At 73.9% G+C, this 24,795-nt stretch carries 25 protein-coding genes; 12 read left to right on the forward strand and 13 right to left on the reverse strand.

All coding sequences use genetic code 11. The features are described 5' to 3' along the window. Positions 1-88: 88 nt before the first annotated feature. Positions 89-2,734 (forward strand): rifamycin-inactivating phosphotransferase, encoded by a 2,646-nt coding sequence (rph, locus tag HII36_RS10090; protein ID WP_173522829.1) that lies wholly within the window; start codon positions 89-91, stop codon positions 2,732-2,734. Between the two features lie 20 nt (positions 2,735-2,754). Here the strand turns inward: rph and HII36_RS10095 are convergent, their stop codons facing one another. The 3 genes from HII36_RS10095 to HII36_RS10105 all read right to left on the reverse strand — a co-directional run bounded on the left by HII36_RS10095 (position 2,755) and on the right by HII36_RS10105 (position 7,710). Further along, positions 2,755-3,678 (reverse strand): NAD-dependent epimerase/dehydratase family protein, encoded by a 924-nt coding sequence (locus HII36_RS10095; protein WP_173522830.1) that lies wholly within the window; start codon positions 3,676-3,678, stop codon positions 2,755-2,757. Positions 3,679-3,772: 94 nt separating this feature from the next. Then, entirely contained in the window at positions 3,773-4,903 is a 1,131-nt protein-coding gene (locus tag HII36_RS10100; protein WP_173522831.1) for an acyl-CoA dehydrogenase family protein, read from the reverse strand. Between the two features lie 56 nt (positions 4,904-4,959). Further along, complete coding sequence (locus HII36_RS10105; protein ID WP_217369351.1) at positions 4,960-7,710, reverse strand: AfsR/SARP family transcriptional regulator; 2,751 nt, start codon at positions 7,708-7,710, stop codon at positions 4,960-4,962. A 112-nt stretch (positions 7,711-7,822) separates the two neighbouring features. Between HII36_RS10105 and HII36_RS10110 the strand changes: the two genes are divergently transcribed. After that, positions 7,823-8,284, forward strand: a complete 462-nt coding sequence (locus tag HII36_RS10110) for a carboxymuconolactone decarboxylase family protein (protein WP_173522833.1) — start codon at positions 7,823-7,825, stop codon at positions 8,282-8,284. A 19-nt stretch (positions 8,285-8,303) separates the two neighbouring features. On the opposite strand, the gene HII36_RS55600 is transcribed toward HII36_RS10110, so the two are convergent. Further along, on the reverse strand, positions 8,304-9,116 hold the full coding sequence (locus tag HII36_RS55600) for a vanadium-dependent haloperoxidase (protein WP_217369352.1): 813 nt from the start codon (positions 9,114-9,116) through the stop codon (positions 8,304-8,306). Beyond that, on the reverse strand, positions 9,113-9,556 hold the full coding sequence (locus tag HII36_RS55605; RefSeq protein ID WP_217369353.1) for a hypothetical protein: 444 nt from the start codon (positions 9,554-9,556) through the stop codon (positions 9,113-9,115). Before HII36_RS55605 ends, HII36_RS55600 begins: the two co-directional genes overlap by 4 nt. A 160-nt stretch (positions 9,557-9,716) precedes the next feature. On the opposite strand from HII36_RS55605, the gene HII36_RS10120 reads away from it, so the two are divergent. Genes HII36_RS10120 through HII36_RS10130 form a run of 3 tightly spaced genes read left to right on the forward strand, consistent with a single transcriptional unit; the run spans position 9,717 to position 12,912 of the window. After that, positions 9,717-10,799: an NAD(P)H-dependent amine dehydrogenase family protein gene (locus HII36_RS10120; RefSeq protein WP_173522834.1), complete on the forward strand. Its 1,083-nt coding sequence runs from the start codon at positions 9,717-9,719 to the stop codon at positions 10,797-10,799. Then, positions 10,796-11,290 carry a carboxymuconolactone decarboxylase family protein gene (locus HII36_RS10125; protein WP_173522835.1) on the forward strand — a complete coding sequence of 165 codons (495 nt, stop codon included), beginning with the start codon at positions 10,796-10,798 and terminating at the stop codon, positions 11,288-11,290. Before HII36_RS10120 ends, HII36_RS10125 begins: the two co-directional genes overlap by 4 nt. A gap of 11 nt (positions 11,291-11,301) precedes the next feature. After that, the gene (locus tag HII36_RS10130; RefSeq protein ID WP_173522836.1) at positions 11,302-12,912 is read left to right on the forward strand and encodes a GMC oxidoreductase; all 1,611 of its coding nucleotides are present in this window, start codon (positions 11,302-11,304) and stop codon (positions 12,910-12,912) included. A gap of 4 nt (positions 12,913-12,916) precedes the next feature. Here HII36_RS10130 and HII36_RS10135 read toward each other — a convergent pair whose 3' ends face one another. Next, a complete protein-coding gene (locus HII36_RS10135; RefSeq protein ID WP_173522837.1) occupies positions 12,917-13,681 on the reverse strand; it encodes an SDR family oxidoreductase in 765 nt (254 codons plus the stop codon). Between the two features lie 112 nt (positions 13,682-13,793). Between HII36_RS10135 and HII36_RS10140 the strand changes: the two genes are divergently transcribed. Further along, positions 13,794-14,636, forward strand: a complete 843-nt coding sequence (locus tag HII36_RS10140; protein WP_173522838.1) for a helix-turn-helix transcriptional regulator — start codon at positions 13,794-13,796, stop codon at positions 14,634-14,636. 9 nt (positions 14,637-14,645) lie between these two features. Here the strand turns inward: HII36_RS10140 and HII36_RS10145 are convergent, their stop codons facing one another. After that, positions 14,646-15,152, reverse strand: coding sequence for a hypothetical protein (locus HII36_RS10145; RefSeq protein ID WP_173522839.1), 507 nt, complete (start codon positions 15,150-15,152; stop codon positions 14,646-14,648). A gap of 90 nt (positions 15,153-15,242) precedes the next feature. Next, positions 15,243-15,650, reverse strand: coding sequence for a tautomerase family protein (locus HII36_RS10150; RefSeq protein ID WP_173522840.1), 408 nt, complete (start codon positions 15,648-15,650; stop codon positions 15,243-15,245). A gap of 101 nt (positions 15,651-15,751) precedes the next feature. Between HII36_RS10150 and HII36_RS10155 the strand changes: the two genes are divergently transcribed. Together HII36_RS10155 and HII36_RS10160 are read left to right on the forward strand one after the other, a co-directional pair. After that, positions 15,752-16,426 carry a winged helix-turn-helix transcriptional regulator gene (locus tag HII36_RS10155; protein ID WP_173522841.1) on the forward strand — a complete coding sequence of 225 codons (675 nt, stop codon included), beginning with the start codon at positions 15,752-15,754 and terminating at the stop codon, positions 16,424-16,426. A gap of 5 nt (positions 16,427-16,431) precedes the next feature. After that, positions 16,432-17,427 (forward strand): GlxA family transcriptional regulator, encoded by a 996-nt coding sequence (locus tag HII36_RS10160; protein ID WP_173522842.1) that lies wholly within the window; start codon positions 16,432-16,434, stop codon positions 17,425-17,427. 27 nt (positions 17,428-17,454) lie between these two features. Here the strand turns inward: HII36_RS10160 and HII36_RS10165 are convergent, their stop codons facing one another. The 4 genes from HII36_RS10165 to HII36_RS10180 all read right to left on the reverse strand — a co-directional run bounded on the left by HII36_RS10165 (position 17,455) and on the right by HII36_RS10180 (position 20,772). Then, complete coding sequence (locus HII36_RS10165; protein ID WP_173522843.1) at positions 17,455-18,405, reverse strand: alpha/beta hydrolase; 951 nt, start codon at positions 18,403-18,405, stop codon at positions 17,455-17,457. Beyond that, a complete protein-coding gene (locus HII36_RS10170) occupies positions 18,402-19,043 on the reverse strand; it encodes an NAD(P)-dependent oxidoreductase (RefSeq protein WP_173522844.1) in 642 nt (213 codons plus the stop codon). The genes HII36_RS10165 and HII36_RS10170 overlap by 4 nt, the downstream gene beginning before the upstream one ends. Continuing rightward, entirely contained in the window at positions 19,040-19,486 is a 447-nt protein-coding gene (locus HII36_RS10175; protein WP_173522845.1) for a MarR family winged helix-turn-helix transcriptional regulator, read from the reverse strand. Before HII36_RS10175 ends, HII36_RS10170 begins: the two co-directional genes overlap by 4 nt. Before the next feature lie 113 nt (positions 19,487-19,599). After that, positions 19,600-20,772 (reverse strand): FAD-dependent monooxygenase, encoded by a 1,173-nt coding sequence (locus HII36_RS10180; protein WP_173522846.1) that lies wholly within the window; start codon positions 20,770-20,772, stop codon positions 19,600-19,602. A gap of 103 nt (positions 20,773-20,875) precedes the next feature. Here HII36_RS10180 and HII36_RS10185 point away from each other — a divergent pair, with 103 nt between their 5' ends. Then, positions 20,876-21,532 (forward strand): TetR/AcrR family transcriptional regulator, encoded by a 657-nt coding sequence (locus HII36_RS10185; protein ID WP_217369354.1) that lies wholly within the window; start codon positions 20,876-20,878, stop codon positions 21,530-21,532. Here HII36_RS10185 and HII36_RS10190 read toward each other — a convergent pair. Beyond that, positions 21,496-22,404, reverse strand: a complete 909-nt coding sequence (locus HII36_RS10190; protein WP_173522848.1) for a LysR family transcriptional regulator — start codon at positions 22,402-22,404, stop codon at positions 21,496-21,498. The genes HII36_RS10185 and HII36_RS10190 overlap by 37 nt on opposite strands. Positions 22,405-22,482: 78 nt before the next feature. Between HII36_RS10190 and HII36_RS10195 the strand changes: the two genes are divergently transcribed. From HII36_RS10195 to HII36_RS10205, 3 genes are all read left to right on the forward strand, one after another. Beyond that, complete coding sequence (locus HII36_RS10195) at positions 22,483-23,172, forward strand: aspartate/glutamate racemase family protein (RefSeq protein WP_173522849.1); 690 nt, start codon at positions 22,483-22,485, stop codon at positions 23,170-23,172. A gap of 78 nt (positions 23,173-23,250) precedes the next feature. After that, complete coding sequence (locus tag HII36_RS10200) at positions 23,251-24,300, forward strand: protein kinase domain-containing protein (protein ID WP_328807671.1); 1,050 nt, start codon at positions 23,251-23,253, stop codon at positions 24,298-24,300. After that, positions 24,285-24,794, forward strand: coding sequence for a hypothetical protein (locus HII36_RS10205; RefSeq protein ID WP_173522851.1), 510 nt, complete (start codon positions 24,285-24,287; stop codon positions 24,792-24,794). Before HII36_RS10200 ends, HII36_RS10205 begins: the two co-directional genes overlap by 16 nt. Position 24,795: the final 1 nt, after the last annotated feature.

Genomic DNA, 24,795 nt, shown 5'->3' on the forward strand with positions numbered 1-24,795 from the left:
GAGTCCGCACGAAGTCAACGCCATGGCATTACCCTCGCTGATTACAATACAGTACAGAGTTGTATTGTAATGAGAGACGGGAGCGGCCATGAGCGCCTACGTGCTCGGGTTCCACCACATCGACAAGAGCCACCTCCCCCTGGTCGGCGGCAAGGGCGCCAACCTCGGCGAGCTGTCGGCCATCCCCGGCGTGCGCGTGCCGGCCGGGTTCTGCGTCACCACCGAGGCGTACGAGCAGGTCGTGGCCGGCGACCCGGCGATCGGCGAGCTGATCGACGGGCTGGCCGGGCTGCGCGCCGACGACCGGGCCGGCATCGCCGCCGCCTGCGGCCGGTTGCGTGCCGCCATCGAGGCGCTGGCCGTGCCCGCGGAGATCCGCGACGACGTCGTCCGGCTGCTGGCCGAGCCGGGCGGCCAGGACGCCGCCTGGGCGGTGCGCTCCAGCGCCACCGCCGAGGACCTGCCGTCCAGCTCCTTCGCCGGGCAGCAGGACACCTACCTGAACGTGCGCGGCGCCGAGGCGGTGATCGACGCCGTGCGCCGCTGCTGGGCGTCGCTGTTCACCGACCGGGCGACCGCCTACCGGGTGCGCAACGGCTTCGGCCACCGCGCGGTGCGGCTGTCGGTGGTGGTGCAGCGGATGGTCTTCCCCGACGCGGCGGGCATCATGTTCACCGCCGACCCGGTCTCGGGCAACCGCCGGGTGGTCTCCATCGACGCCGGGTTCGGTCTCGGCGAGGCGTTCGTCTCCGGGCTGGTCGACGCCGACAACTACCGCGTCAGGGCCGGGCGGATCATCGGCAGGCGCGTCGCCACGCAGACCGTCGAGCTGCGCGCCCTGCCCTCCGGCGGCACCCGCGAGCAGCCCGTCGAGCCGGCGCGGCAGCACGCGCAGACGCTCACCGACGAGCAGATCGTGCACCTGGAGAGCCTGGGACGGCAGATCGAGGCGCACTTCGGCCGCCCCCAGGACATCGAGTGGGCGCTGCACGAGGGCGTCTTCCACGTCCTGCAGAGCCGTCCCGTCACCACGCTCTACCCGGTGCCGCCCGCGCCCGACGACAAGAACCGCGTCTACGTCTCCTACGGGCACCGGCAGATGATGACCGACGCCTTCGCCCCGCTGGGCCTGTCGTTCTTCGCCCTGCTGCACGAGCGGCTCGGCCGCACCGCGGGCGTGGTGGCGGGCAACCGCTTCTACAAGGACGTCTCGGCCGAGCTGTCGTCCACCTGGGCCAGGCCGGCCACGCTCAAGAGCCTCGACCAGGTCGACGCCCTGATGGCGGCCGCGCTGCGCGCGGTGCTGAAGCGCAAGGACTTCACCGCCTCCCTGGCCCACGGCAGGACGTCGATGCTGGACTTCGGCGAGGGCGGACCGCTGCCGATCGCCCGCCAGTACCTCAAGCTGGCCCGCGAGGACGATCCCCGCGTCGTCCCCGAGCTCATCGCGCACACCGAGGCGACGGTCGAGCGGCTGCGCGCGGACATCGCCGGCGTCTCGGGCGACGAGTTGTTCGCCCTCATCCTCGACGACCACAAGGTGCTGGCCGAGCTCACCTTCGACCCGCGCAGCGTGGCCGCCGCCTTCCTCGGCATCCAGTCGGTGAACTGGGTCAACAAGCACCTGGCCACCTGGCTGGGGGTGCGGAACGCCGCCGACGCCGTCGCCCAGTCCGCCGACCACAACGTGGTGGCCGCCATGGGGCTCGACCTGCTGGACGTGGCCGATGTCGTACGCGAGCGCCCCGAGGTGGTGCGGTACCTGCGCACGGCCGCGCGCGACACCTTCTTCACCGGCCTGAGCGCGCTGCCCGGCGGCCCGGCCGCCGCCGACGCGATCCGCGGCTACCTGCGCACCTACGGCATGCACTGCGCCGGTGACATCGACATCACCAGGACCCGGTGGAGCGAGGACCCGACGCTGCTCGTCCCGCTGCTGCTGAGCAACGTCGACAACTTCCCGCCCGGCGAGCGCGGCCGCCGCGCCGAGCGGGGCCGCGCGGAGGCGGAACGCGCCATGGACGACCTGCTCGCCCGCCTGGCGGAACTGCCCGGCGGCGCGGCCAAGGCCAGGAAGGCGGCCAAGAAGATGAGCCTGATCAGGCACTTCATCGGCTACCGCGAATACTCCAAGCACGCGCTGCTGCTGCGCTACGAGATCTACAAGCGGGCGCTCATGGCCGAGGCCGCCCGGCTGGCCGAGCGCGGCGTGATCGAGACGCCCGAGGACGTGTACTACCTGTCCATCGAGGAGTTCAGGCAGGTGGTGCGCACCGGGAAGCTGGATGCCGGGCTCGTGGCCGCCCGCCGCGAGGAGCACGAGACGTACCAGAAGCTCACCCCGCCCCGGGTGATCACCTCGGAGGGCGAGGTGATCTCCGGCGAGTACGACGCGGGCCACCTGCCCGCGGGCGCGCTGGCCGGCATCGCCGTGTCGTCGGGCGTGGTGACGGGCCGGGCGCGGGTGGTGCGCGACATGTCCGAGGCCGACGTGCGTGAGGGTGACATCCTCGTCACGGTCTTCACCGACCCGAGCTGGTCGCCGCTGTTCGTGTCGGTCAAGGGCGTCGTCATGGAGGTCGGCGGGGTGATGACGCACGGCGCGGTGGTGGCCCGCGAGTACGGGCTGCCCGCGGTCGTCGGCGTGGAGGGCGCCACCCGGCGGATCGAGGACGGGCAGCTCATCCGGGTGAACGGCGCCGAGGGATACGTGGAGATCCTGAAGGACTCGTGACCCCCCGGCGCCGTCCCCGGTCAGCGGGCCCTGAGCCCGTCGCGGACGCCCCGGTGCGCCGGGGTCCAGCCCAGCTCGCGGGTGGCCTTGGCGTGGGAGATCCGCATCGTCGTGTCGATCATCAGGCAGCCCAGGTAGGGCACGGCGGCGCGGATCAGCCACCGGGGCATCGCGACGGGCCGCGGCGTGCCGTGCGCCCGCGCCACCTCGGTCATGAAGTCGCGCCAGCTCATCGGCTCGTCGTCGACGACGTTGTACGCCTGACCGGCCCGGCCGCGCTCCATCGCGGCCACGGCGGCCACGGCCGCGTCGTGCACGTGGACGAACGACGTGGTCCCCGTCGCGCCCCTGGGCAGGACCGGGATCCGCCTGCGCATCATGCCGGCGAACATGTCGCTGAAGGCGTTGCGGCCGTAGAACATGCCGTAACGCAGGGCGACGCCCTCGATCCCGGCCGCGGCGAACACCTGGCGCTCGGTCGCCACGCTGGAGTCGGTCACCAGGTCGGCCACGGTGCCGACGTGCACGCCGAAGTCGTCGTCCTCGGTCAGGATCCGCGTGCCGTGGTCGCGGTAGCCGTAGCCGGTGATGAGCGACTGGGTGACGAAACGGCGCGCGCCGACCTCACGGGCGGCGCGCAGGAGGTGCGCGGTGCCCCGGTCGCGCAGGGCGAGGGTCGGGTCGTCCGGGCCCAGCCTGCGCGGGGCGTCGCGCAGCGCCGTCGCCTGGTGCATGACCACGTCGGCGCTCTGTCCCTCGACCGCGCGGAGCAGGCCGTCGCCGTCCAGCACGTCGGCGACCAGCGCGTGCGCGCCGCGCTCGGTGACCAGCCGCTCCTTGGCCGGGTCGCGGACCAGGGCGATCACCTCGTGGCCCGCCGCGGCCAGCGCCGACAGCAGCGGGATCCCTATCGCGCCGGTCGCCCCGGCCAGCAGCACCCTCATCGCGCCCGCTCCGCATCCGTCATGATCTGACCCCCTTGTCGTCGGTTGAGCACGGCACTACGACGGGGCAGCCGGTCGCGGTGTGACAGTTCGCTCAGCGGAACGCCGGGACGGTGGGCGGACGGCCCATGAGCACCGCGCCGGCCGCGTCGTACATGGCCGGGCTCAGGAAGGCGTGTTCCTGCGGCACCAGCGCGTCGCCGAGCAGGTCGAGCAGCGGGTGACCGCGGTGGATCGCGGCCGAGCCGGACAGCGAGACGACCTTGCCGACCACCTCTGCCGCGGTCCTGGCCAGGTGGGCGGCCGACAGCCGCAGGTGTGCGTTCTGCTCGTCGCCGACCTGGCCGCCGGCCGCGACCGCCTGCCAGGCCTCGCCGACGGCCTCGTAGAAGTAGGCGCGGGCCGAGCGCAGCGCGGCCTCTGCCTCGGCGATGCCCGCCCGGTAGTAGGGCCGGTCGGCCAGTTGCGGCGCGCCGGTGATGCCGGCCTGGCCGGCGCCTGCCCGCTCGGCGAAGTCGAGGGCGGCGCGGGCGACGCCGGCCGAGACGACCGACAGCGCCTGGGCCGCGTACGTGATCGCCGGGTAGCGGTAGAGCGGCTCGTCGATCACCGGTGGCCCGCCGCGGATGAACGACCACTCCCTGCCGACCTCGACGTCCTTGGCCACCAGGTCGAACGAGCCGGTCGCGCGCATGCCGACCACGTCCCAGTCCGGCACGATCTCCAGCCGGTCGGGGCGGACCAGCACGCCGCGCGGCTTGCCGGAGGTGGAGTCGTCGCCGGGGATGCCGACGCAGACGATGTCGGCGGCCATGCAGCCGCTGGCGTACTTCCACCGGCCGTTGAGCAGGAAGCCGCGCTCGGTCGGCGTGGCTTGCTGGACCGGGAACAGCCCGCCGGCCAGCACCACGTCGGGGCCGCCCGCGTACAGCTCGGCCTGGGTCTCCAGCGGCAGCGGGCCCAGGTAGACGAGCTGGGCGCCGAAACTGGCGACCCAGCCGGTGGAGCCGTCGACGGCGGAGATCCGCTCGATCTTGGCGAGGAATTCCGCCGGTGGCATCGTCCGGCCGCCGAAGCGTTCCGGGGTGGCCGACCGGTACAGGCCGAGCTCCTTGAGCCTGGCGACGAAGTCCGCGGGGACGTAGCGCAGCTCGTGGAACTCCGCGCGGCGCCTGGCCAGTTCGGCGAGCAGGTCGCCGAACGCGTCCGATCCTTGCTGTGTCATCTCGACTCCCGGTGGGTTCGGTCGCTCTGCGGCTACCTTCCCCCTCCCGGCGCCGGTCAGCCCAGTTCGGCCAGCAGGGACTCGACGCCGGCCGCGTCGGGCACGCCCAGCTCGGTGTAGCGCTCCAGGGCGCGTTTGGCGTGGTCGCGGGCTTCGTCCACGGCGCCGCCGTCGCGGCAGGCGTGCGCCAGCCCCTCGTGGGCGCGGGCCTCTTCGAGCCTGTCGCCCAGTTCGCGGGCCAGCTCCAGCGCCTGCCGGTGCTGCTCGCCCGCCTGCTCGGGCCGGCCCTGCCGCCGGTAGACCTGGCCGATGAGGTCGAGCACGCGGGCCTCGCCGTTCCTGCTGCCCACCCGGCGGTGCAGCTCCAGCGCGCGGAGCTGGTGGTCGAGCGCTTCGTCGTGGCGGCCCTGCCGCTCGTGGCTGATGCCCAGGCTGCTCAGTGAGTGCGCCTCGCCGACCGGGTTGCCCAGCTCGCGGCTGAGTTCCAGCGCCCGCGTGAGGTGGTGGTCGGCCTGCTCGTAGTCGCGCTGCCGCAGGCACACGTTGCCGAGCGTGTTGTGCGCCCGCGACTGGCCGAGCCGGTCGCCGCTCTCCCGGCACAGCTCCAGGGCCGGCCGGCAGGTCTCGTACGCCTCCGCGAACCGGCCCTGCCGCCAGTGCACCCAGGCCAGGTCGAGCAGCGCCAGCGCCTCGGCGGCCCGGTCGCCGCCCCGGCGGGCGGCGGCCAGCGCCTTGCCGTGCAGGGTGATCGCGTCGGCGTGGTGCGCGTGGTCGTCGAAGTACGGGTGCAGCAGCGTGGCCAGGTGGGCGGCGTGCGCCGGCCAGTCGCCGTCGGCCGCGCACCCGCCCGCGGCCACCAGGTCGGCCCGCTCGGCGTCCAGCCAGGCGAGCGCGGCGGCCTGGTCGCGCAGGGGCACGGGCTCGGAGTCCGGCTCGGGCACGGCGGGCCTGCGGAGTTTCCCGAACGGGTAGAGCAGGCCGACCGCCGTGGCGGCGGTGTGCCGGTAGTGGTCGAGCAGCCGGGTGAGCGCGTCATGCCTGGCCGCGTCGTCCTCCTCGGCGGCGGCGGTGGCCCTGGCGTGCTCGCGCAGCAGGTCGTGGAAGGTGTAGCGGCCGGGCTCGTGCTGGGCCAGGACGTGCGCGTCGAGCAGGTCCTCCAGCAGCGTCTCCGCCTCGTCCACGGTGACGCCGGCCAGCGCGGCGGCGGCGTAGGCGTCGACGTCGCGGCCGGGGTGCACGCCGAGCAGCCGGAACATGCGCTGGTGCGGGGCGTCCAGGTGCACGTACGACAGCGCGAACGCGGCGGCCACGCCCCGGTCGGGCGTGGACAGCTCGGCCAGCCGCCTGCGCTCGTCGCGCAGCCGCCCGGCCAGGTACTCGACCGTCCAGCGGGGGCGGTGGCGGAGCCTGGCGGCGGCGATGCGCACGGCCAGCGGCAGGAACCCGCACAGTTGCAGCACGTCGAGCACCGCGCTCGGACCGGCCGTGGCCCGTTCGCCGACGATCGAGGTGAACAGGCCGACGCCGTCCTTGGCCGGCAGCACGTCCATGGACAGGGCGTGCGCGCCGTCGAGGTCGATCAGCCGGCGGCGGCTGGTGACCAGGACCAGGCTGCCCGCGGCCCCGGGCAGCAGGGGCAGCACGTGCGCGGTGTCGGCCACGTTGTCCAGCACGACGACGGCGCGGCGATCGGCCAGCTCGGCCCGCCACAGCGCGGCCCGCTCGGCGAGCGTGGCGGGGACGCGTTCGGCCGGCACCCCGAGCTGGCGCAGCAGGGTCTCCAGCGCGGCGGCCGGCTCGACCGGTTCGTGCCCGGCGGTGTGCGCCTGCAGGTCGACGAAGAGCTGCCCGTCGGGGTAGTGCTCGGCCAGGCGGTGCGCGGCGTGGATGACCAGGGTCGTCTTGCCGATTCCGGCCATGCCGTCGATGGCCAGGATGGGGACGTCCGGGCGGTGGGTGGCGATCCGCTCGATCTCGCCGGTCCGTCCGGCGAAGTCCGGGATGTCGTAGGGCAGGAAGTTGGCCCGCCGGCCGGGTTCGCGGGCCGGCTCGGCCTGTTCGCGCCGGTGCTGCAGCTCCGGGTCGTCGCGCAGGATGCCCTGCTCCAGCGCGGTGAACGCGCGGCCGGGGTCGAGCCCCTGCTGCTCGGCCAGCGATTCGCGCAGCGACCTGGCCACGGCCAGCGCGTCGGCCTGCCGTCCCGCGCGGTGCAGGGCGAGCATCAGGTGGCCGGCCAGCTTCTCGCGCAGCGGGTACGCGGCCACGTGCGCGGACAGCTCGTCGATCAGCTCCTCGTGCCGGCCCAGGGCGAGTTCGAGTTCGGCCAGACGCTCGATCGCCGACAGCCGCCGCTGGTCGAGCCGGGACCTGGCGCTCTCGACGTAGTCGGCGTGCACGTCGGCGAGCGGCTGGCCGCGCCACAGGGCCAGGGCCTCGCGCACGCGCGCCGCGGCGGCGGCCGGTTCGGCGTCCGCGGGCACGTCGGACACCTGGGCGGCGAACTCCTGGGCATCGAGCCAGGCCGGCTCGATCACGTAGCCGCCGGCCCTGGTGGCCAGCAGCGTGTCGGCCTCCGCCTCGCGCAGGACGCGGCGGATCGCCGTGATGGCGGCCTGGACCTGCGCGCGGGCGGTGTCGGGCGGCGTGAGCCCCCACACCGCGTCGATCAGCTGGTCGGGGCTGAGCACGGCGCCGGCGTGCAGCAGCAGGTACGCCAGCACCGCCCGATGCCGGGGCGCCAGGCCGGTCAGCTCCCGGCCACCGGCGGTGACCTGAACGGGCCCCAGGACGGCGAACCGTACCTCCAACCTCGCCTCCTCGGGACGTATGGGGACAGCCATAGCGAACGCATCGAGAATCTATCAACCCCGCCTTCCATCATGAATTCACCAGGTCAGCAACGGTGAAGGGAATCAGACCATGGAAGCTCGGATGAAGAACCCGGCGTTCGTCCTGCCCGGCACGACGAAGGGTATCCAGGCCATCTACCAGGCCATCTACCAGGGCGGCGTGCCGCAGGAGCTGCTGGAGATCGTCGCCCTGCGCACCAGCCAGATCAACGGGTGCAGCGCCTGCGTGTACTCGCACGTGGCGAACCTCAAGAAGTCCGGCGAGTCGGACGAGCGCGTGGGCAACGTGGCCGCCTGGCGGGAGGCGCCGTTCTACAGCGACGTCGAGCGCGCCGCGCTGGAGCTCACCGAGGCCGTGACCCGGGTGGCGGACCGGTCGGGCGACGCGGTGCCCGACCAGCTGTGGGACGAGGTCGCCGACCACTTCGACGAGAAGCAGCTCTCCGCGATCATCCTGACGATCTCGATCACGAACTTCTTCAACCGGATCAACGCCACCATCAAGGAGCCCGCCGGCGCGTCCTGGGGCTGATCGCGCGGCGGGCCCGGCATCACTTCCGCGGCTTGAAGTAGTGACGGATCATGTAGGCGGTGACCTGGGCGCCGATCTTGGCGCCCCGCACGTCGGCGGTGCGCGTGTGGATGCCGCCCCACACGCGGGCCTCGATCACCTCGGCCAGCGCGTGCGAGAAGCCGCGGAAGTGGCGCGTGGTGCCCGAGTCCGCGCTGTATCCGCTGAACGGGATGTCGTCCCTGCCGTAGAAGTGGGCCAGCGCCGACATGCTGGCCGCGGTGAAGCAGGTGTGCCCGGAGGTGTAGTCGGGGTGCGGCGGTGTGACGAGCAGCGGGGTCCAGTCCGGGTCGGCCTCGGTCTTCGGGTTGCCGTCGGTGTCGGCCAGCCTGATCGCGGTGATCGGACGCCAGAGGCTCCAGGCCGCCTTCTCGTTGTAGCAGGCGGTGGTGGCGTCGGCCTCGGCCAGGTCGACCATGGCGAACATGCGTGAGGTCTGCAGCGGGTTCAGCCGCCGGCTGGTGGCGAGCTGGCGCTTGATCTCCCATTCGGCCAGGTGCCTGTCGTGCCACCAGATCGCGGCCTGCGTCTGGTCGGCGGTCCTGATCGTGCTGTTCGCCGCGCCGATCGCCTTGACCTCGGCGAAGTCGCGGGCGTAGCGGGCGCTGGTGAGCGCGGGCGGGCCGGAGGTGCGGAACATGGACGCGCTGGGCAGCAGGAACGGCTTGAGCTTGCCGACCCAGGCCCCGTCGTTGGCGAACGCGGGCGGCGCCGGGCGCCACTGCCCCGGCCGGGTGCCGACCGGCCAGGCCGGGTCGCCGAACGCGCCGTCGTCCTTCCTGGCGGCGATCATGGCGGCGGCCGCCTGGGCGCCGACGGCGATGCCGCGCTGCTCGGGGCCGCCGTCGGGGACGGTGGCCAGGTAGGCGTCGTACTGCGTCCGCAGGCGCGCTTGCTGGGCGGGAACAGCTCGTCCAGGACGTGGTAGGCGGCGCTGGCCACGGCCGCGTCCGTGGATTCCGTGCCGTCGGCGGCCGGCGCGGTCAGGTAGGGCTGGTAGGGGGTGCCGGCGATCGCGTTGACCGCGTCGTAGACGGCGCCGTGCACCATGGCGAAGCTGCGGGCCTGGACCTGCGGCTGCTGGCGGGCGACGTCCCAGATGGCGGCCTCGGCGTTCCTGTCCCAGACGATGACGGCGTTGTCGGGCCGGTGCGTGTCCGACGCGTACGCGTGCGGGACGCCGAGGCCGGCCGTGGTGACGGCGGTGACGACGGCGGCCGCGACCGGCCACACGACTGTTCGACGTGGGCCTGTACCAGGTGTTTTGGGCATTGGAGCAAATTACTATGCGGCCCCGCGCGTATTACAGCGTGGTAAACGACGAAAAGTCGATATGGGCCGGGCCGAAAAAAGGCCACTATACGCCGAACCAAGCGCTTGCTACGCTCCGCCCATGACGTCCACGATCGTCTGGGGCACCGGCAACGTGGGCCGCGCGGCCATCCGCGCCGTCGAGGCCCACCCCGCACTCGAACTCACCGGCGTTCTCGTCCACGACCCGGCCAAGGCCGGCCGCGACGCGGGCGAGCTGGCCGGACTCGGCCACACTCTGGGAATCACCGCGACCGGCGACGTCGAGGCGGCGCTCGCCGCCGCGCCCCGCGCCGTGGTGTACGCCGCCTCCGGCGACCTGCGTCCCGACGAGGCGCTCGGCGACGTCGTCCGGGCGATCAGGGCCGGCGCGGTGGTCGTCACGCCGTCGCTGTATCCGCTCTACGACCCCCGCAACGCGCCGCCCGAGCTGCGCGAACCGGTGCTGGCCGCCATCGCGGCCGGCGGCGGCTCGCTGTTCGTCTCCGGCGTGGACCCCGGCTGGGGCAACGACGTGCTGCCGCTGCTGATCAGCGGGCTCGGCGGCGTCGTGGACGTGATCCGCTGCCAGGAGATCTTCGACTACTCCGCCTACGACCAGGAGGACTCGGTCCGCCACCTGGTCGGCATGGGGCACCCGATGGACTACCAGCCGCCGATGCTCGCGCCGTCCGTGCCGGCCATGGTGTGGGGCGGGCAGGTGCGCCTGATGGCCAGGGCGCTCGGCGTCGAGCTGGACGAGATCCGCGAGACCCTGGAGCGCCGGCCGCTCGGCACGACGGTACGCACCGCGTCGATGGGCGCGTTCGAGTCCGGCACGCAGGGCGCGGTGCGGTTCGAGGTGCAGGGCATCGTCGAGGGCGAACCGCGCATCGTGGTCGAGCACGTCACGCGCATCCACCCGTCCTGCGCGCCGGACTGGCCGGCGCCGCCCGGCGGGGGCGCGGGGGCGCACCGGGTGATCATCGAGGGCCGGCCGCGCATCGAGGTCACCGTCGAGGCCACCGACGAGGACGGCAACCGCGCCGCGGGCGGCAACGCCACCGCCGCCGGCCGGCTGGTGAACGCCATCGACTGGCTCGTCGAGGCCGAGCCGGGGCTCTACGACGCCCTCGACGTCCCGCTGCGCCCGGCGACCGGCAGACTCGGAAGGAAACGCCCATGATCATCGACGTGCCGGCGGGCAAGGACCCGATCGCCTACGTGTGGGGCGAGCTGGTGCCCGGCATCGGCCCGGCCGCCTCGGCGTTCTCGCTGGCCGTGTACGCGCACACCACGCTGGGGCTGCGCGAGTTCGAGGCCGCCCGGCTGCGGATCGCGCAGATCAACGGCTGCGTCTTCTGCCTCGACTGGCGTACCGAACGCGACGGTCGGAAGGTCGAGGACGGCTTCGCCGACGCGGTGACCGACTGGCGCACCACCGACGCCTTCGACGAGCGCACCCGGCTGGCCGCCGAGTACGCCGAGCGCTACGCCCTCGACCACCACGGGCTGGACGAGGAGTTCTGGACCAGGATGACCGCGCACTACAGCCGGCTCGAGATCGTGGAGCTGAGCATGAGCATCGGCTCCTGGCTGGCCTTCGGCCGGCTCAACCGCGTGCTGGGCCTCGACACCGCCTGCACGCTGCCCAGCGGCCATTCCCCGCGACCCTGACGGGAGCACTCATGGACGACACCGGCCCCGGACGACTCTCACGCCGCGGCTTCCTGGCCGGCACCGGCTCCCTGCTCGGCCTCGCCGCCCTCGCCGGACCGGCGCGCGCCGGGGCCGCCACTGGGATTCCCGACGGCGCGCGCGTCGAGGCCCTGGTGATCGGCACCGGGTACGGCGGCTCGGTGGCCGCGCTGCGCCTGGCCGAGGCGGGCGTCAGCGTGCACCTGGTCGAGATGGGCATGGCCTGGGACACGCCGGGCCCGGACGGCAAGATCTTCTGCAGCACGCTGGCCCCGGACCACCGCTCGTACTGGCTGCGTACCAGGACCAAGGCCCCGCTCAACTACTTCCTGGGCTTCCCGATCGACCGCGACATCCCCCGCCACACCGGCGTGCTGGACGCCGAGGAGTTCGGCGGCATCACCGTCTACCAGGGGCGCGGCGTCGGCGGCGGGTCGCTGGTCAACGGCGGCATGGCGGTCACGCCCAGGCGCGAGAACTTCGCCGCCGTGCTGCCTTCGGTGAACGCCGACGAGATGTACGCCGTCTACTACCCGCGGGCCAACGCCGGGCTGGGCGTCGGCACGGTCGACCCGGCCTGGTTCGACGCCACCCCCTGGTACCAGTACGCCCGGGTGGGCCGCAAGCACGCCCAGCGCGCCGGGTTCCCGTTCGTGTTCGTCCCCGACGTCTACGACTGGGACTACATGAAGCGGGAGGCCGCGGGCACCGTGCCGAAGTCGGCGCTGGCCGGCGAGATCCTCTACGGCAACAACCACGGCAAGAAGTCGCTGCAGCGGACTTACCTGGCCAGGGCCGCGGCCACCGGCCGGGTCTCGATCTCGGCGCTGCACCGGGTCACCTCGGTCACCCCGGCCGCCGCCGGCGGCTACGAGGTGTCCATCGACCGGCTCGACACCTCCGGCGCGGTCGTCGCCGTCAAGACCGTGGTCGCGCGGCGGGTGTTCTTCGCCGCCGGCAGCGTCGGCACCAGCAAGCTGCTGGTCAGGCTGAAGGCCACCGGCGCGCTGCGCGGGCTGTCCGACGAGGTGGGCCGGGGCTGGGGCGACAACGGCAACGTCATGTGCGGCCGGGCCAACCACCTGTGGGACCCGACCGGCAGGCAGCAGTCGACGATCCCGTGCGCGGGCATCGACAACTGGGCGTCCGGCGGCGCGTTCGCCGAGGTCGCGCCGCTGCCCACGGGCATCGAGACGTACGCCTCGTTCTACCTGTCGATCACCGCGAACCCGCACCGGGCCAGGTTCACCTGGAACGCGGCGGCCGGCCGGGTGGAGCTGGACTGGCAGACCGCGTGGAAGCAGCCGTCCATCGACATGGCGAAGACGATCTTCGACCGGATCAACTCCCGCGAGGGGACGATCTACCGCACCGACCTGTTCGGCGCCTACAAGATCTGGGGCGACCACCTCACCTACCACCCGCTGGGCGGCGTGGTGCTGAACCGGGCCACCGACAACCACGGCCGCCTGCCCGGCTACCCGGGCCTGTACGTCATCGACGGCTCGCTGATCCCCGGCAACGCCACGGTCAACCCGCTGGTCACGATCACCGCGCTGGCCGAGCGGAACATCGAGCGGATCATCGCGACGGACCTCTAGCCGGTCACCTGCCGTGCGGGTCGGCGGCGTTCAGCGTGGCGACGACCTGGTCGTAGTCGCCGCGTGCCTCGCCGTAACGCAGGAACTTCACCCGCTCGACCTGGATCTCCCCGGCGTCGGGCCGCGTCTCCAGCAGCTCGACGACCTCGGCGACGTACTCGTCGAGCGGCATCGCGAACGCGCTGCTCTCCTGACCGGGCAGCAGCGCGGTGCGCACGGCCGGCGGCACCAGCTCGACGATCTTCAGTCCGGTGCCCGCGTACTGCAGCCTGATCGACTCGCTGAGCAGGTGGATGGCCGCCTTCGACGCGTTGTAGCTGGGCGTGGCCCTGAGCGGCGCGAACGCCAGGCCCGAGGAGACGGTGACGATCGTGGCGTCCGGCCGGGCCAGCAGGTGCCGGACGAACGCGGCGATGAGACGGATCGGGCCGAGCACGTTGGTCGTGACGACCTCCTCGGCCGAGGCGAGGAACGACTCAGGCTCGCGCCAGTCCTCGACGCGCATGACGCCGGCCATCGTGATCAGCACGTTGAGCCCGGGGTAGCGGGCGATGACGTCCTGGGCGGCGGCTTCGACGCTGGCCGGGTCGGCGGTGTCGATCCACACGGTGCCGATGCCCGGATGCTCGGCGGCGATCTTCTCCAGCAGGTCGGCGCGGCGGCCGCCGACGATGACGGTGTTGCCCCGGCCGGCCAGCGCGACGGCGAGCGCCAGCCCGATGCCGCTGGTGGCGCCCGGGATGAAGACGGTGTTTCCGGAGATGTTCATGTACTCAGGTTGCCCCGCAGGTCACGGCGGGTGCAGAGAACGCCGATCGGGGGATCGGCGATCCCTGGCTGAGGTCGTCCGGCACGCGGGGCGTGCGCCGATACTGGACGGCATGGACCGCGTCGAACTCGCCGATTTCCTGCGCCGCCGCCGGGAGTCGCTGCGGCCGGGCGACGTAGGGCTGCCGCCGGGCGCCCGCCGCCGCGCCCCCGGGCTGCGGCGCGAGGAGGTCGCCGCGCTGGCCGCCATGTCGGCCGACTACTACACCCGGCTCGAACAGCGGCGCGGCCCGCAGCCCAGCGAGCAGATGCTCGCCTCGCTGGCCCGGGCGCTGCGGCTGAGCGGCGACGAGCGCGACTACCTGTTCCGGCTGGCCGGGCACCACGCCCCCGATCGGGTGACGGCCGCGACACACGTCGCGCCCGCGCTGCTGCGGGTGCTCGACCGCCTCGACGACACCCCGGCGCTCATCCTGTCGAACCTGGGCGAGACGCTGGTGCAGAACCGGCTGGCCGCCGCGCTGTTCGGCGACAAGTCCGGTTACACCGGGCTGGCGCGCAGCGACGTCTACCGGTGGTTCACCGATCCCGCCGAGCGGCTGCTCTACCCGGAGGACGACCGCGACAGGCAGAGCCGCGCCCTGGTGGCGAACCTGCGGGCGGCGTACGGGGCGATGGGCGCGCGCTCGCGGGCCGGGGAGCTGGTGCGGGCGCTGGAGAAGGCGAGCGGCGAGTTCGCCGGGCTGTGGGCGCGGCACGAGGTCGCCAGGCGGTTCGCCGACCACAAGACGCTGATCCATCCCGAGCTGGGGCCGATCGAGGTCGACTGCCAGGTGCTGTTCACCGAGGACCAGTCGCAGGCGCTGCTCGTGCTCACCCCTCCCCCGCGCAGCGCCGGCGAGGAGAAGCTGCGGCTGCTCGCGGTACTCGGCCACGAACGATTCCCGGCCGGCTGAGGCGCGGTCTCACACCCGCGTGGCGATCATCGACTGGCGCACCCGCCAGGTCCGGCCCCCGTCGGCGGACTCGGCGGCGCGCCAGCGGAAGGTGTCCCGCTCGACGTCGGAGAAGATCCACCGGGTGTGCACCTCGTCGAAGACGCCTTCGAGCACCATCTCCGCGCCTTGCTCGCGCGCCACGAACGGCATGACCCAGCCCCGGCCGGGGCCGATCCAGGTGGAGCGGATCCGGCGGCTCCGCTCGTCGTAGAAGCGCAGCGTGGCGCCCCATTCCCCGCTCCGGTCGCCGGTCCTGGCGCGTTCGGCCCGGGTGGGGGCCAGCCAGACGTCCTGGACGGCGCGGCCGTCCAGGACCCAGCCGAAGTGCCACTCCCCCGTCAGCTCCTCGTCGCCGTCCTCGTGATGGTTGGTCACCGCCACGTGCCACGAGCCGACCAGCCGGCCGAAGAACGCCAGTTCCCGCGCGGCCTCGGGCCTGGGGCCTTCGCTGAACAGCACCTCACTGAGACTCATGGCCCTCCATGCTGGCCGGACGGGCGGCGGGGGCCGAGCCGCATCACCGACGAAAACCGCTCGATTCCCGCCACCCGCCTTCGGGAAGGGTTACCCGTTCAGTCGCGCCATCGCGGCCACGATGTCCGGGTTGTCGGACTGGAGGCGGCCGGCCCAGCCGGCGTTCTCCAGCGGGTAGTGGTTCATCAGGATCAGCGTCTCGTCGGTGTTGGCCAGGCCGGCGTAGGCCTCGGCGATCGCGGCGTGGATCCGGTCGGACATCTTCCGCTTGGCGTCGAGGCTGGACAGCTCCGGCGCCTCCAGGAAACACAGCGGGCGGATCGGCTCGGCGTCGAGCCTGCCGTCCTGGGCGACCTGGCCGGGCCCGTACTCGCGCAGCCAGATCCGCACGTCGGGAATGCGGTAGGCGGCGTCGATGGCCTGGGTGATCTCCCGCATCATGGTCCGCTTGGCCTCGAGCGTGACCCCTTCAGGGGCCTCGATGAAGAACTGGGGCATGTGCTCCTCCTGTTCGTTGTCGGTAGGAGATTACGACTGTCTAGTCGGAAAAAACAACTACATAGATGGGCTTTCCAACTCGGCCTGGTAGAGTCGCCGGCATGGTGGGCAGGCGCAAGTACGACGACGGGTGCGCGGTGGCGCACGGCCTCGACCTGATCGGCGAACGCTGGGCGCTGCTCGTGGTGCGCGAGCTGCTGCTCGGCCCGAAACGCTTCACCGACCTGCGCGCCGGCATCCCCGGCGCCAGCGCCGACATGCTCACGCAGCGGCTGCGCGAGCTGACCGGGTCGGGGGTCGTCCGCCGCCGCAAGCTGGCGCCGCCCGCCGGCGCCTGGGTCTACGAGCTGACCGAGTGGGGCGCCGAGCTGGAGCCGATCGTCACCGCGCTCGGCCGGTGGAGCAGCCGGTCGCCGTCGCTGCCGCGCGAGGCCGAGATCGGCACGGACTCCCTGGTCCTGTCGCTGCGTGCGTTGTTCGACCCGCGGGCGGCCGCCGGTCTCACCGCCGACGTCGCGCTCCGGCTGGGCGACGACCACTTCCGCGTCCGCGTCGCGGGCGGCAGGCTCGACCTGGCGCGCGGCCCGGCCGACGGCGCCGACGTGCGCATCGCCGCCGACCCCGGCACGCTGGGCGCGCTGCTGTACGGCGACCTCGGCCTGGCCGCCGCCCGCGCGTCCGGCGCGGTGACCGTCGAGGGCCCGGCCGAGACGGCCGAGCGGTTCCTGAAGCTGTTCCCGCTCCCCACGCCCGCCGCCGGGCCGGTGTCCGGGTGAGCGGCGTGGGCAAGCACGTGGTGGCCGTCGCGGTGACCGACGCGGCGCCGGTGTTCGAGCTCGCCGTGCCCTGCGAGGTCTTCGGCGTGGATCGCAGCGACCTCGTCGACCCCTGGTACGAGCTGCGCCTGTGCGCCGCCGAGCCGGGGCCGCTGCGTACCGCGGCGGGCATGGGCCTCGCCACCCCGTACGGCCTGGACGACCTGGTCGAGGCCGACACCGTGGTGTTACCGGCGGCGGCCAGAGGGGTGCAGCTCAGCCCGCCCGCGCCGCTGGTCGCGGCGGTGCGCGCGGCCCACGACCGGGGCGCCAGGATCGTGTCCCTGTGCACCGGCGCCTACGTCCTGGCCGCCGCCGGCCTGCTCGACGGGCGGCCGGCCACCACGCACTGGATGAACGCCGGCGACTTCGCCCACCGCTTTCCCGCCGTCCGCTTCGACCCCGGCGTGCTCTACACCGACGACGGCGACGTGCTGACCTCGGCGGGCACGGCCGCCGCCATCGACCTGTGCCTCCACCTGCTGCGCCGCGACCACGGCGTGGCGGTGGCCAACGAGGTCGCCAGGCGGATGGTGGTGCCGCCGCACCGGGAGCCAGGCCAGGCGCAGCACGCGCGGCTGCTCGTCCAGACCGAGGACGGCGACGACCTGGCCCCGGCGCTGCGCTGGGCCCGCGACCACCTGGCCGAGCCGCTGACCGTCGCCAGGTTCGCCGCGCTGGCGCATCTCAGCGAGCGCACCTTCGCCCGCAGGTTCCGCGACAAGCTGGGCATCACCCCGCTGCAGTGGCTGCTGCAGCAGCGGGTACGGCTGGCCCAGGAGTTGCTGGAGACCTCCGACGAGCCGGTCGAGCGGATCGCGTGGCGCACCGGGTTCAGCACCGCCGCCCGGCTGCGGCATCACTTCGGGCGGGTGACCGGCATGTCGCCACGCACGTACCGGCACGTCTTCCGCACCCGCGCGCAACGCGTCCATCGGCCGGCGCCGGAGCTGAGCGCGTGACCGCGATCCCGGTGTAAGCGATACCCGTCAGCGCGAACGCCGTTGCGGCCGGGCCGCGTCCGGTCTGCCGTGCGCGCCGAGCGCGGCCATCAGGAACGGCAGGCTCAGCCGCAGCTCCCGGTCCCAGTACGGCCAGGAGTGGCCGCCCGGCCCGTACAGGCGCGTGATCGGGCGCACGCCGTGCGCGCGGGCGTGCGCGGCGAACCGGGCGTTCATCGGGCCGACCCACGACTCCATCCAGTCGGGCGGCGCCCCCGGCGGGTCGAACGGCCCCGGCCGGCCGTCGCCCGAGGCGAGCCAGACGGGGGTCGCGCGCAGCCGGTGGACCAGGTCGTAGGGGTTGTGCCGGTGCCAGACGGCCGCGTCGGCGACCGGGTCGCCCCACAGCGCGGCCGGGTCGCCGCCGAACGCCTCGACGGCCGCCATCACGTTCGCCGCCCCGGCCAGCGAGTCGGTCAGCCCGCTGTAGGAGGCGACGGCGGCGAACCTGCCCGGATGGCGGGCCGCGTACGAGAGCGCGCCGAACCCGCCCATCGAGAACCCGGCCACCGCCTGACGCGGGCCGCCACCCAGGCCGCGTTCGACCAGGCCGGACAGCTCGGTGAGGTGGAAGCGGGCCCAGGCGGGGCCGTCGAGCCAGTCGCTGTAGAAGCCGTACGCGCCGCCGTCGGGCATGACGACCAGGGCCGGGTAGCCGGCCGTGTCGCGGTCGACGGCGGTGCCGGTCAGCCAGTCGGGCTCGGCGAGGCCGTGCAGCAGGTACAGCACCGGCCGGCGGCGGGCGGGCGCGGCGGCGTAGCCGGGCGGGACCAGGACGCGGGCCCGCCCTTCGCCGCCCAGCGCGCGGGAGTCGACGGTCAGCTCGACCAGGCGACCGGCCGGCGAGTGCGCGTCCAGCACGCCCGGCTGCCCGCGCAACCGGGCGACGGCCGCCGCCGCGTCGGCCTCGATCTCCGCCGGGGCTCGCGAGGGTGTCATGCGCCGCAGAGGTTGACGGCGGTGCGGCCGCGTTCCCTGCTCTCCGCCAGGTCGAGCAGTGCCGCCGCGGAATCGGCCCTGGACATGGGACGCGGGCTGTCCAGCAGGTCGCCGCTGCAGGTGACGCGGCCGGTCGGGGGTTTGTCGGTCAGCCGGTTCAGCCTGGCGATCGTCCAGTCGAGGTCGGTGGCGCGTACCAGGGCCTCCATCGCGCGCACGTCCGCGTAGGAGGTGGCGAGCAGCCGGTTGAGCAGCCAGATCGCCAGTCTGGGCCGCTCGCCGACGATCGGGTAGGCGCTGGTGACGACCAGGCGGCGCACGCCTTCCGCCGCCATCGCGGCGGTGACCGTGCGCAGGACGTGCTCGGCCCGGTGCGGGTCGGCGCGGTCGCCGCCGTTGACGATGGCGATCACGGCGTCGGCCCCGGCGATCACCTCGGTGACGACGCGGGGGTCGCGGCCGTCGCCGGTGACCGTCCGCGCCGGCGTGTCCGCGGGCAGCGCGCCGGGACGGCGGGTGGCCGCCGCGACCTCGTGGCCGCGCCTGGCGGCCTCGGCGAGCAGGTGTAATCCGGTGCGGCTGGTGGCGCCGACCACCGCGATGCGCATCTTCTGCCGTGTCGGCTCTTCCGGTGTCATGGCGTCGCCTTCCCGTCGAGGTGGCGGAGCAGGGTGAGGAGATGGGCGTGCAGCTGACCGGCCTGATCGGCGTCGAGCGGGGACAGGTGTTCCCGCTCCAGGTCGAGCACGGCCCGGCGGCCGGCGGCGAGCGCTTCGGCGCCGCGGGGGGTGAGCGTGAGCTGCACGGCGCGGGTGTCGCCCGGGTGATTGGCGCGTTCGAGCAGCCCGGCCTGTTCGAGCGCGCGGACCACCTTGGAGACGTGCATGGGCTCCAGCCCGGCGAAGTCGGCGAGCTGCCGCTGGCTGGGCGGCCGGCCGCCCTGCGACAGGCCCTGGAGCGAGGCGAGAACGCCGTAGTGGGTGCTGGTCAGCCCGTGCGGCTCCAGCGCCCGGTCCAGTGAGGCGCGCATGCGCACCGCGACCTGCCAGACCAGCCATCCGGTCGAGGGAATGCGTTCCATGACCAGATAATAACCATGTTTACTATAAACGCGGCAACTATTTATGCGAGGGCGATCTCGGGAGTGCGCCGCGACCCTTTACGCGCCAGTGCGAACGAGTGCGCCGCGACCCTTCACGCGGTGGCGGGCTCACGCGTGCGGGCGAGCGCGCCGCGCAGCCGGGCGGCGGCGGAGACGGCCGGCCACAGGCGGGCGGCCACGTTCCTGGCCGCGATGCCGCGCCGCGTGGCGGGCACCAGCAGGCCCGCCGCCAGTCCCGCGTCACGCTGCCTGGCGTCCGCCAGGCGCCGGTGCGCCCCCTCATAGCGGCGGAAGGCCGCGCCCGGGTCGTCCGGGGACGCGGCCAGCTCGGCCGCCAGCGTGTACGCCCCCGCCATGGCCAGGCTCGAACCGTCGCCGAACAGCGACACGCTGCAGGCCGCGTCGCCGAGCAGCGCCACCCTGCCCTGCCACCAGCGCGGCAGGCGTACCCGGCTCACCGCGTCGAAGTACAGGTCGCCGCCGGCCTCGACCCGCTCCAGCAGCTCGGGAGCGCGCCAGGAGACCCCGGCGAACGCGCGGGCCAGCATTCGCCGGTGCTGCCCGGCGTCGCGGTGGTCGAACCCGGGCTCGGCCGGCGCGCGGTAGAGGAAGAAGGCCCCTTCGCCGCTCGGGGTCGGGCTGACGGCGACGGCCCTGCCCGGGGTGTTGTGCATGACGACGTCGCCGCCCGCCCTGGTCGCCGGCGGGTCGCCGAACGGCAGGGTGGCCACGTACAGGCCCAGGTGGTGGATGAAGCCGTGTTCCGCGCCGAAAGTCAGCCGCCGGGTCGCCGAGTGCAGGCCGTCGGCCCCGACCACCAGGTCGAAGCGGCGTGGCAGGCCGCGCTCGAACGTCACCTCGACACCCCGTTCGTCCTGGTGGAGCGCGGCGATGGAGTCGTCGAAGACGTATTCGGCGTGCTCGCGGCTCGACTCGAACAGGATGGCGGCGAGGTCGCCGCGCGGCAGCTCGATCTCGCCGGGCCGCTGGACGTCACGCAGGTCCAGCCGCCCGGTCCGCCGGCCGTGGGCGTCGACGAAGGTGAGCCCGGTGTTGCCGGTGGCCGCGTCGCGCAGGCGGGACACCAGGCCCATCCGCCTGGCGATGCCGAGCGCCGGGCCTCGGACGTCCACCGGGTTGCCGCTGGAGCGCAGGGCGCGGGCGCGTTCGACGACGGTGACCAGGAACCCGTTCCTGGCCAGCCAGTACGCCAGCGTCGGCCCGCCCACGCCGGCGCCGGAGATCAGCACGGTTCGCCTGCTCATGATCCATCCTCCGATCAACTGGAGGAAAATCCTCCGCTTCCATTTCGACGGTAACCTAAGCGGAGGAAATTCGTCCAGTCCGGCCGGAGAAGGTGAGTCAGAGGTGGCAGGCGAGACCCCGGGGCTGCGCGCGGACGCCCGGCGCAACAGGGACCTGATCGTCACGGCCGCCCGGCGGCTGTTCCTCGACCAGGGCGTCGACGTGCCGCTGGAGGAGGTGGCGCGGCGGGCCGGGGTCGGCATCGGCACGCTCTACCGGCGCTTCCCCGACCGCGACGCCCTGCTGCGCGCCGTCGGCGAGGACACGCTGCGCCGCCTGGCCGACCTCGTCGAGACCGCGCAGCGGGAGGAGCCCGACGCCTGGCACGCGCTCTGCCGCTTCCTGCGCTCGTCGGCCGAGCTGCGGCTCGGCGAGCTGTCGGCCAGGCTCGACCCCCATCTGCACCAGCGCATACGCGCCGGGCACGACCTGGCGGAGATCAGGCAGCGGGTGGTCACGGCGGTCCTGGAGCTGACCGCGCGCGCCCAGGCCGACGGCGCGCTGCGCCCGGACGCCGGCCCGCTGGACGTCGCGATGCTCATGACCCTGAGCGTCTACGCGCCGCCCGGCGTGCCCGGCGATCAGGCCGTGCGCCGGGTGATGGAGATCATGCTGGACGGCCTGCGCGCCGGCGGCGGGTCCGGCCTGCCCGGCGCCCCGCCCGCGGAGGACGACCTGCGCCGCTACACCGCCGTGGACCCGCCGCCCGCCGCCGACTGAAGGGCGTGGACGGCCGCGCGGACGGCGGGCACCCGCCCGGCCTCCCGGTGGTGCACCAGGTGCAGGGTGCGCGGGCCCAGGCCGAGCACGTCCCTGACCGCCACCCCGGGATCGCGGACGGCGTCGAGCGCGAGCTGCGGGAGCAGCCCCACGGCCAGCCCGGCGGCGATGAGCCGCTGGCTGATCACGTAGTCGTCGGTGCCGTGCCTGACGTCCGGCGTGAAACCGGCCTCGGCGCAGGCCCGGCGCAGGTTCTCCGCGCACCGGTCGCAGCCGGCGATCCACCGCTCGGCCGCCAGCAGCCGCAGGTCCACCGGGCCGGCCCCGGCGGCGTGCGGGTGTGCGCGTGGCAGGACCAGCCGCACCGGGTCGTCGCCCAGCGGCGCCCTGACCAGCCCGGGCTGCTCGTCCGGCAGCTGGCCGGCGTGCACGAAGGTCACGGCGACGTCCGCCTCGCCCGCGGCCACCAGGTCGAGCGCCTGCGGCGGCTCGGCCTCGCGCAGCCGCACGTCGAGACCGGGGTGCCGGCCCAGGAGCAGGCCCATCGCGGCGGGCAGGAGCGCCGCGCCGGCCGAGGGGAAGACGGCGATGCGCACCGCGCCCGCGCGCAGGCGGGCCAGCGCGTCCATCTCGTCGGCGGCCGCCCGCAGCCCGGCCGCGACGCCGTCGGCGTGCCTGAGCAGCGCCCGGCCCGCCTCGGTGAGCAGCACGCCGCGCGGGCGGCGCAGCACCAGCGCCAGCCCGGTCTGCCGCTCCAGCAGCCGCAGGTGCTGGCTGACCGCGGGCTGAGTCCAGCCGAGCTCGCGCGCGGCCCCGGCGATCAACCCGGTACGGGCGATCTGACGGAAGACCAGCAGCCGATGGGAATCCATGCCATAAGTATCGCTTGGGGTTCGGCCAAGAAGACCAGGACTACCTAGGGTCACCGGGCGGCGGGCATGATGCTCGGCATGAGAACCATCGGCCTGATCGGCGGCATGAGCTGGGAATCGTCCGCGGAGTACTACCGGCTGCTCAACCAGGAGGCCCGCGACCGGCTCGGCGGTCACCACTGCGCCCGCAGCGTGCTGGTGACGGTGGACTTCGCCGAGGTGGAGGCGTTGCAGCGGGCCGGCGACTGGACGGCAGCCGGACGGCTGCTCGCCGACGCGGCGGCCGGGCTGCAGCGGGCGGGCGCGGAGCTGATCCTGCTGTGCACCAACACCATGCACCGGGTCGCGCCGGCCGTCGAGGCGGCGATCGACGTGCCGTTCGTGCACCTGGTGGACGCGACGGCCGAGCGCGTCATCGCCGCCGGGCTCACCACCGTCGGGCTGCTCGGCACCAGGTACACGATGGAGATGGACTTCTACCGCGACCGCATGCGCGCGCACGGCGTCGAGGTGCTGGTGCCCGACGAGGCCGGCCGCGAGCTGGTGCACGACGTGATCTACCAGGAGCTCACCCTCGGCCGGATCGAGGACGGCTCACGCGCGGCCTACCGCCGCGTCATCGCCGAGCTGGCCGGGCGCGGCGCGCAGGGCGTGATACTCGGCTGCACCGAGATCACGCTGCTGGTGGGGCCGGCTGACAGCCCGGTGCCGGTGTTCGACTCCACCAGGATCCACGTCGAGCACGCGCTCACCCTGGCGCTCGCCTGATCGAGGTTCCGGCTCGTCCCCTCGGCGATCATGCTGGTAGCTTCTAGCCCTGTCCGTACGTTTGTTCTGGGGGGCCGGGTGAACCACCCGTTAGAGGAGGACGATCCGCGGCGGCTGGGTTCTTACGACCTCACCGCGCGGCTCGGGGAGGGCGGCCAGGGGGTCGTCTACCTGGGGCGGTCGGAGTCCGGCGAGCAGGTGGCCGTCAAGCTGCTGCACCAGGGCCTGCTGACCGACTCCGACGCGCGCACCCGGTTCCTGCGCGAGGTGGACATCGCCCGGCGGGTGGCCAGGTTCTCCACCGCGCCGGTGCTGCACGCCGACCTGGCGGGCCGGCGGCCGTACATCGTCAGCGAGTACGTGCCCGGGCCGTCGCTGCGCGACCTCGTCCTCGCCGAGGGGCCGCGGCGCGGGGCGGCGCTCGAACGGCTGGCGATCAGCACGGCGGCGGCGCTGGCCGCCATCCACCGGGCCGGGGTGCTGCACCGCGACTTCAAGCCGGCCAACATCCTCATGGGCCCCGAGGGTCCGGTGGTGATCGACTTCGGCATCGCCCGCGCACTCGACTCGCCGGGCGGCACCTCGACCGGGCAGCTCATGGGCACCCCGTCGTACCTGGCGCCGGAGCAGCTCGGCGGGGCGCAGGTGACGGCCGCGGCCGACGTCTTCGCCTGGGGCGTGACCATGGTGTTCGCCGCGTCGGGCCGGCCCGCGTTCGGCGTGGACTCGACCCCGGCGGTGATCAACCGCATTCTCAACGAGCAGCCGGAGGTCACCGGCCTGGACGGGACGCTGCTCGACCTCGTCACCGCCAGCCTGTCGAAGGATCCGGCCGGGCGGCCGAGCGCCGACGACCTGGTGGCCGAGCTGACGTCCCCAGGAGCCCGCCCGGCGACCTCAGGACCTTTCGCGACCTCGGGACCTTTGGCGAGCTCAGGACCTTTGGCGACCTCAGGACCCCCGACGAATCCGGCCTCGGCACGAATCCGGGTCACGTCACGGCTCCCGGCCGCGCGGTACCGTCCGGCGCTTCCGCGGCTCCCGGGCAAGCGGCACTGCCCGGTGATCCCACGGCTCCCGGTCAGCCGGCGCCGCCCGGTCGTCGCCGGCGGATGCCGCTGCTGCTGAGCGCCGCGGGCGCCGTGACGGCGGCGCTGCTCGTCACGGGCGGCGTGCTGATCGGCGCGGACGCCGATCCGGCGCGGCCGTCCGCCACCGGCGATCCGGCCGTCCCGCCGTCGACGCAGGCCGTCCCGGCGCCGGGCACGACGCCGCCGCAGGCCACGAGCTCGGCGCAGCGGACGTCGACGCCGCCGGCCTACCAGCCGACCGCGCAGCCCACGGCCACGCGCACGCCGAAGCGCGGCAAGACGTCCGCGCCGCAGCCCAAGCCGACCCGCACCGGGGGCCCGGTGAGCACGCCGATGGGCGACCGGCCGCCGGACCGTGAGCCGGAGCGTGATCCGGATCCCGAGCCGAGCCCGGAGAAGCCGCCGGCGCCGTCTCCCGAGCCGCCGCCGAAGACGACCGCCGCGCCCAACCCGTGGTGGACGCCGCCGTCGCCGTGGCAGCCGCCGTCGATACCGCCGAACCCGTACACCTGCGCCCCGCAGATGTGCTGAA

Origin of the sequence: Nonomuraea antri, from assembly GCF_013283785.1 — a bacterium.
GTDB classification, from domain to species: Bacteria; Actinomycetota; Actinomycetes; order Streptosporangiales; family Streptosporangiaceae; genus Nonomuraea; species Nonomuraea antri.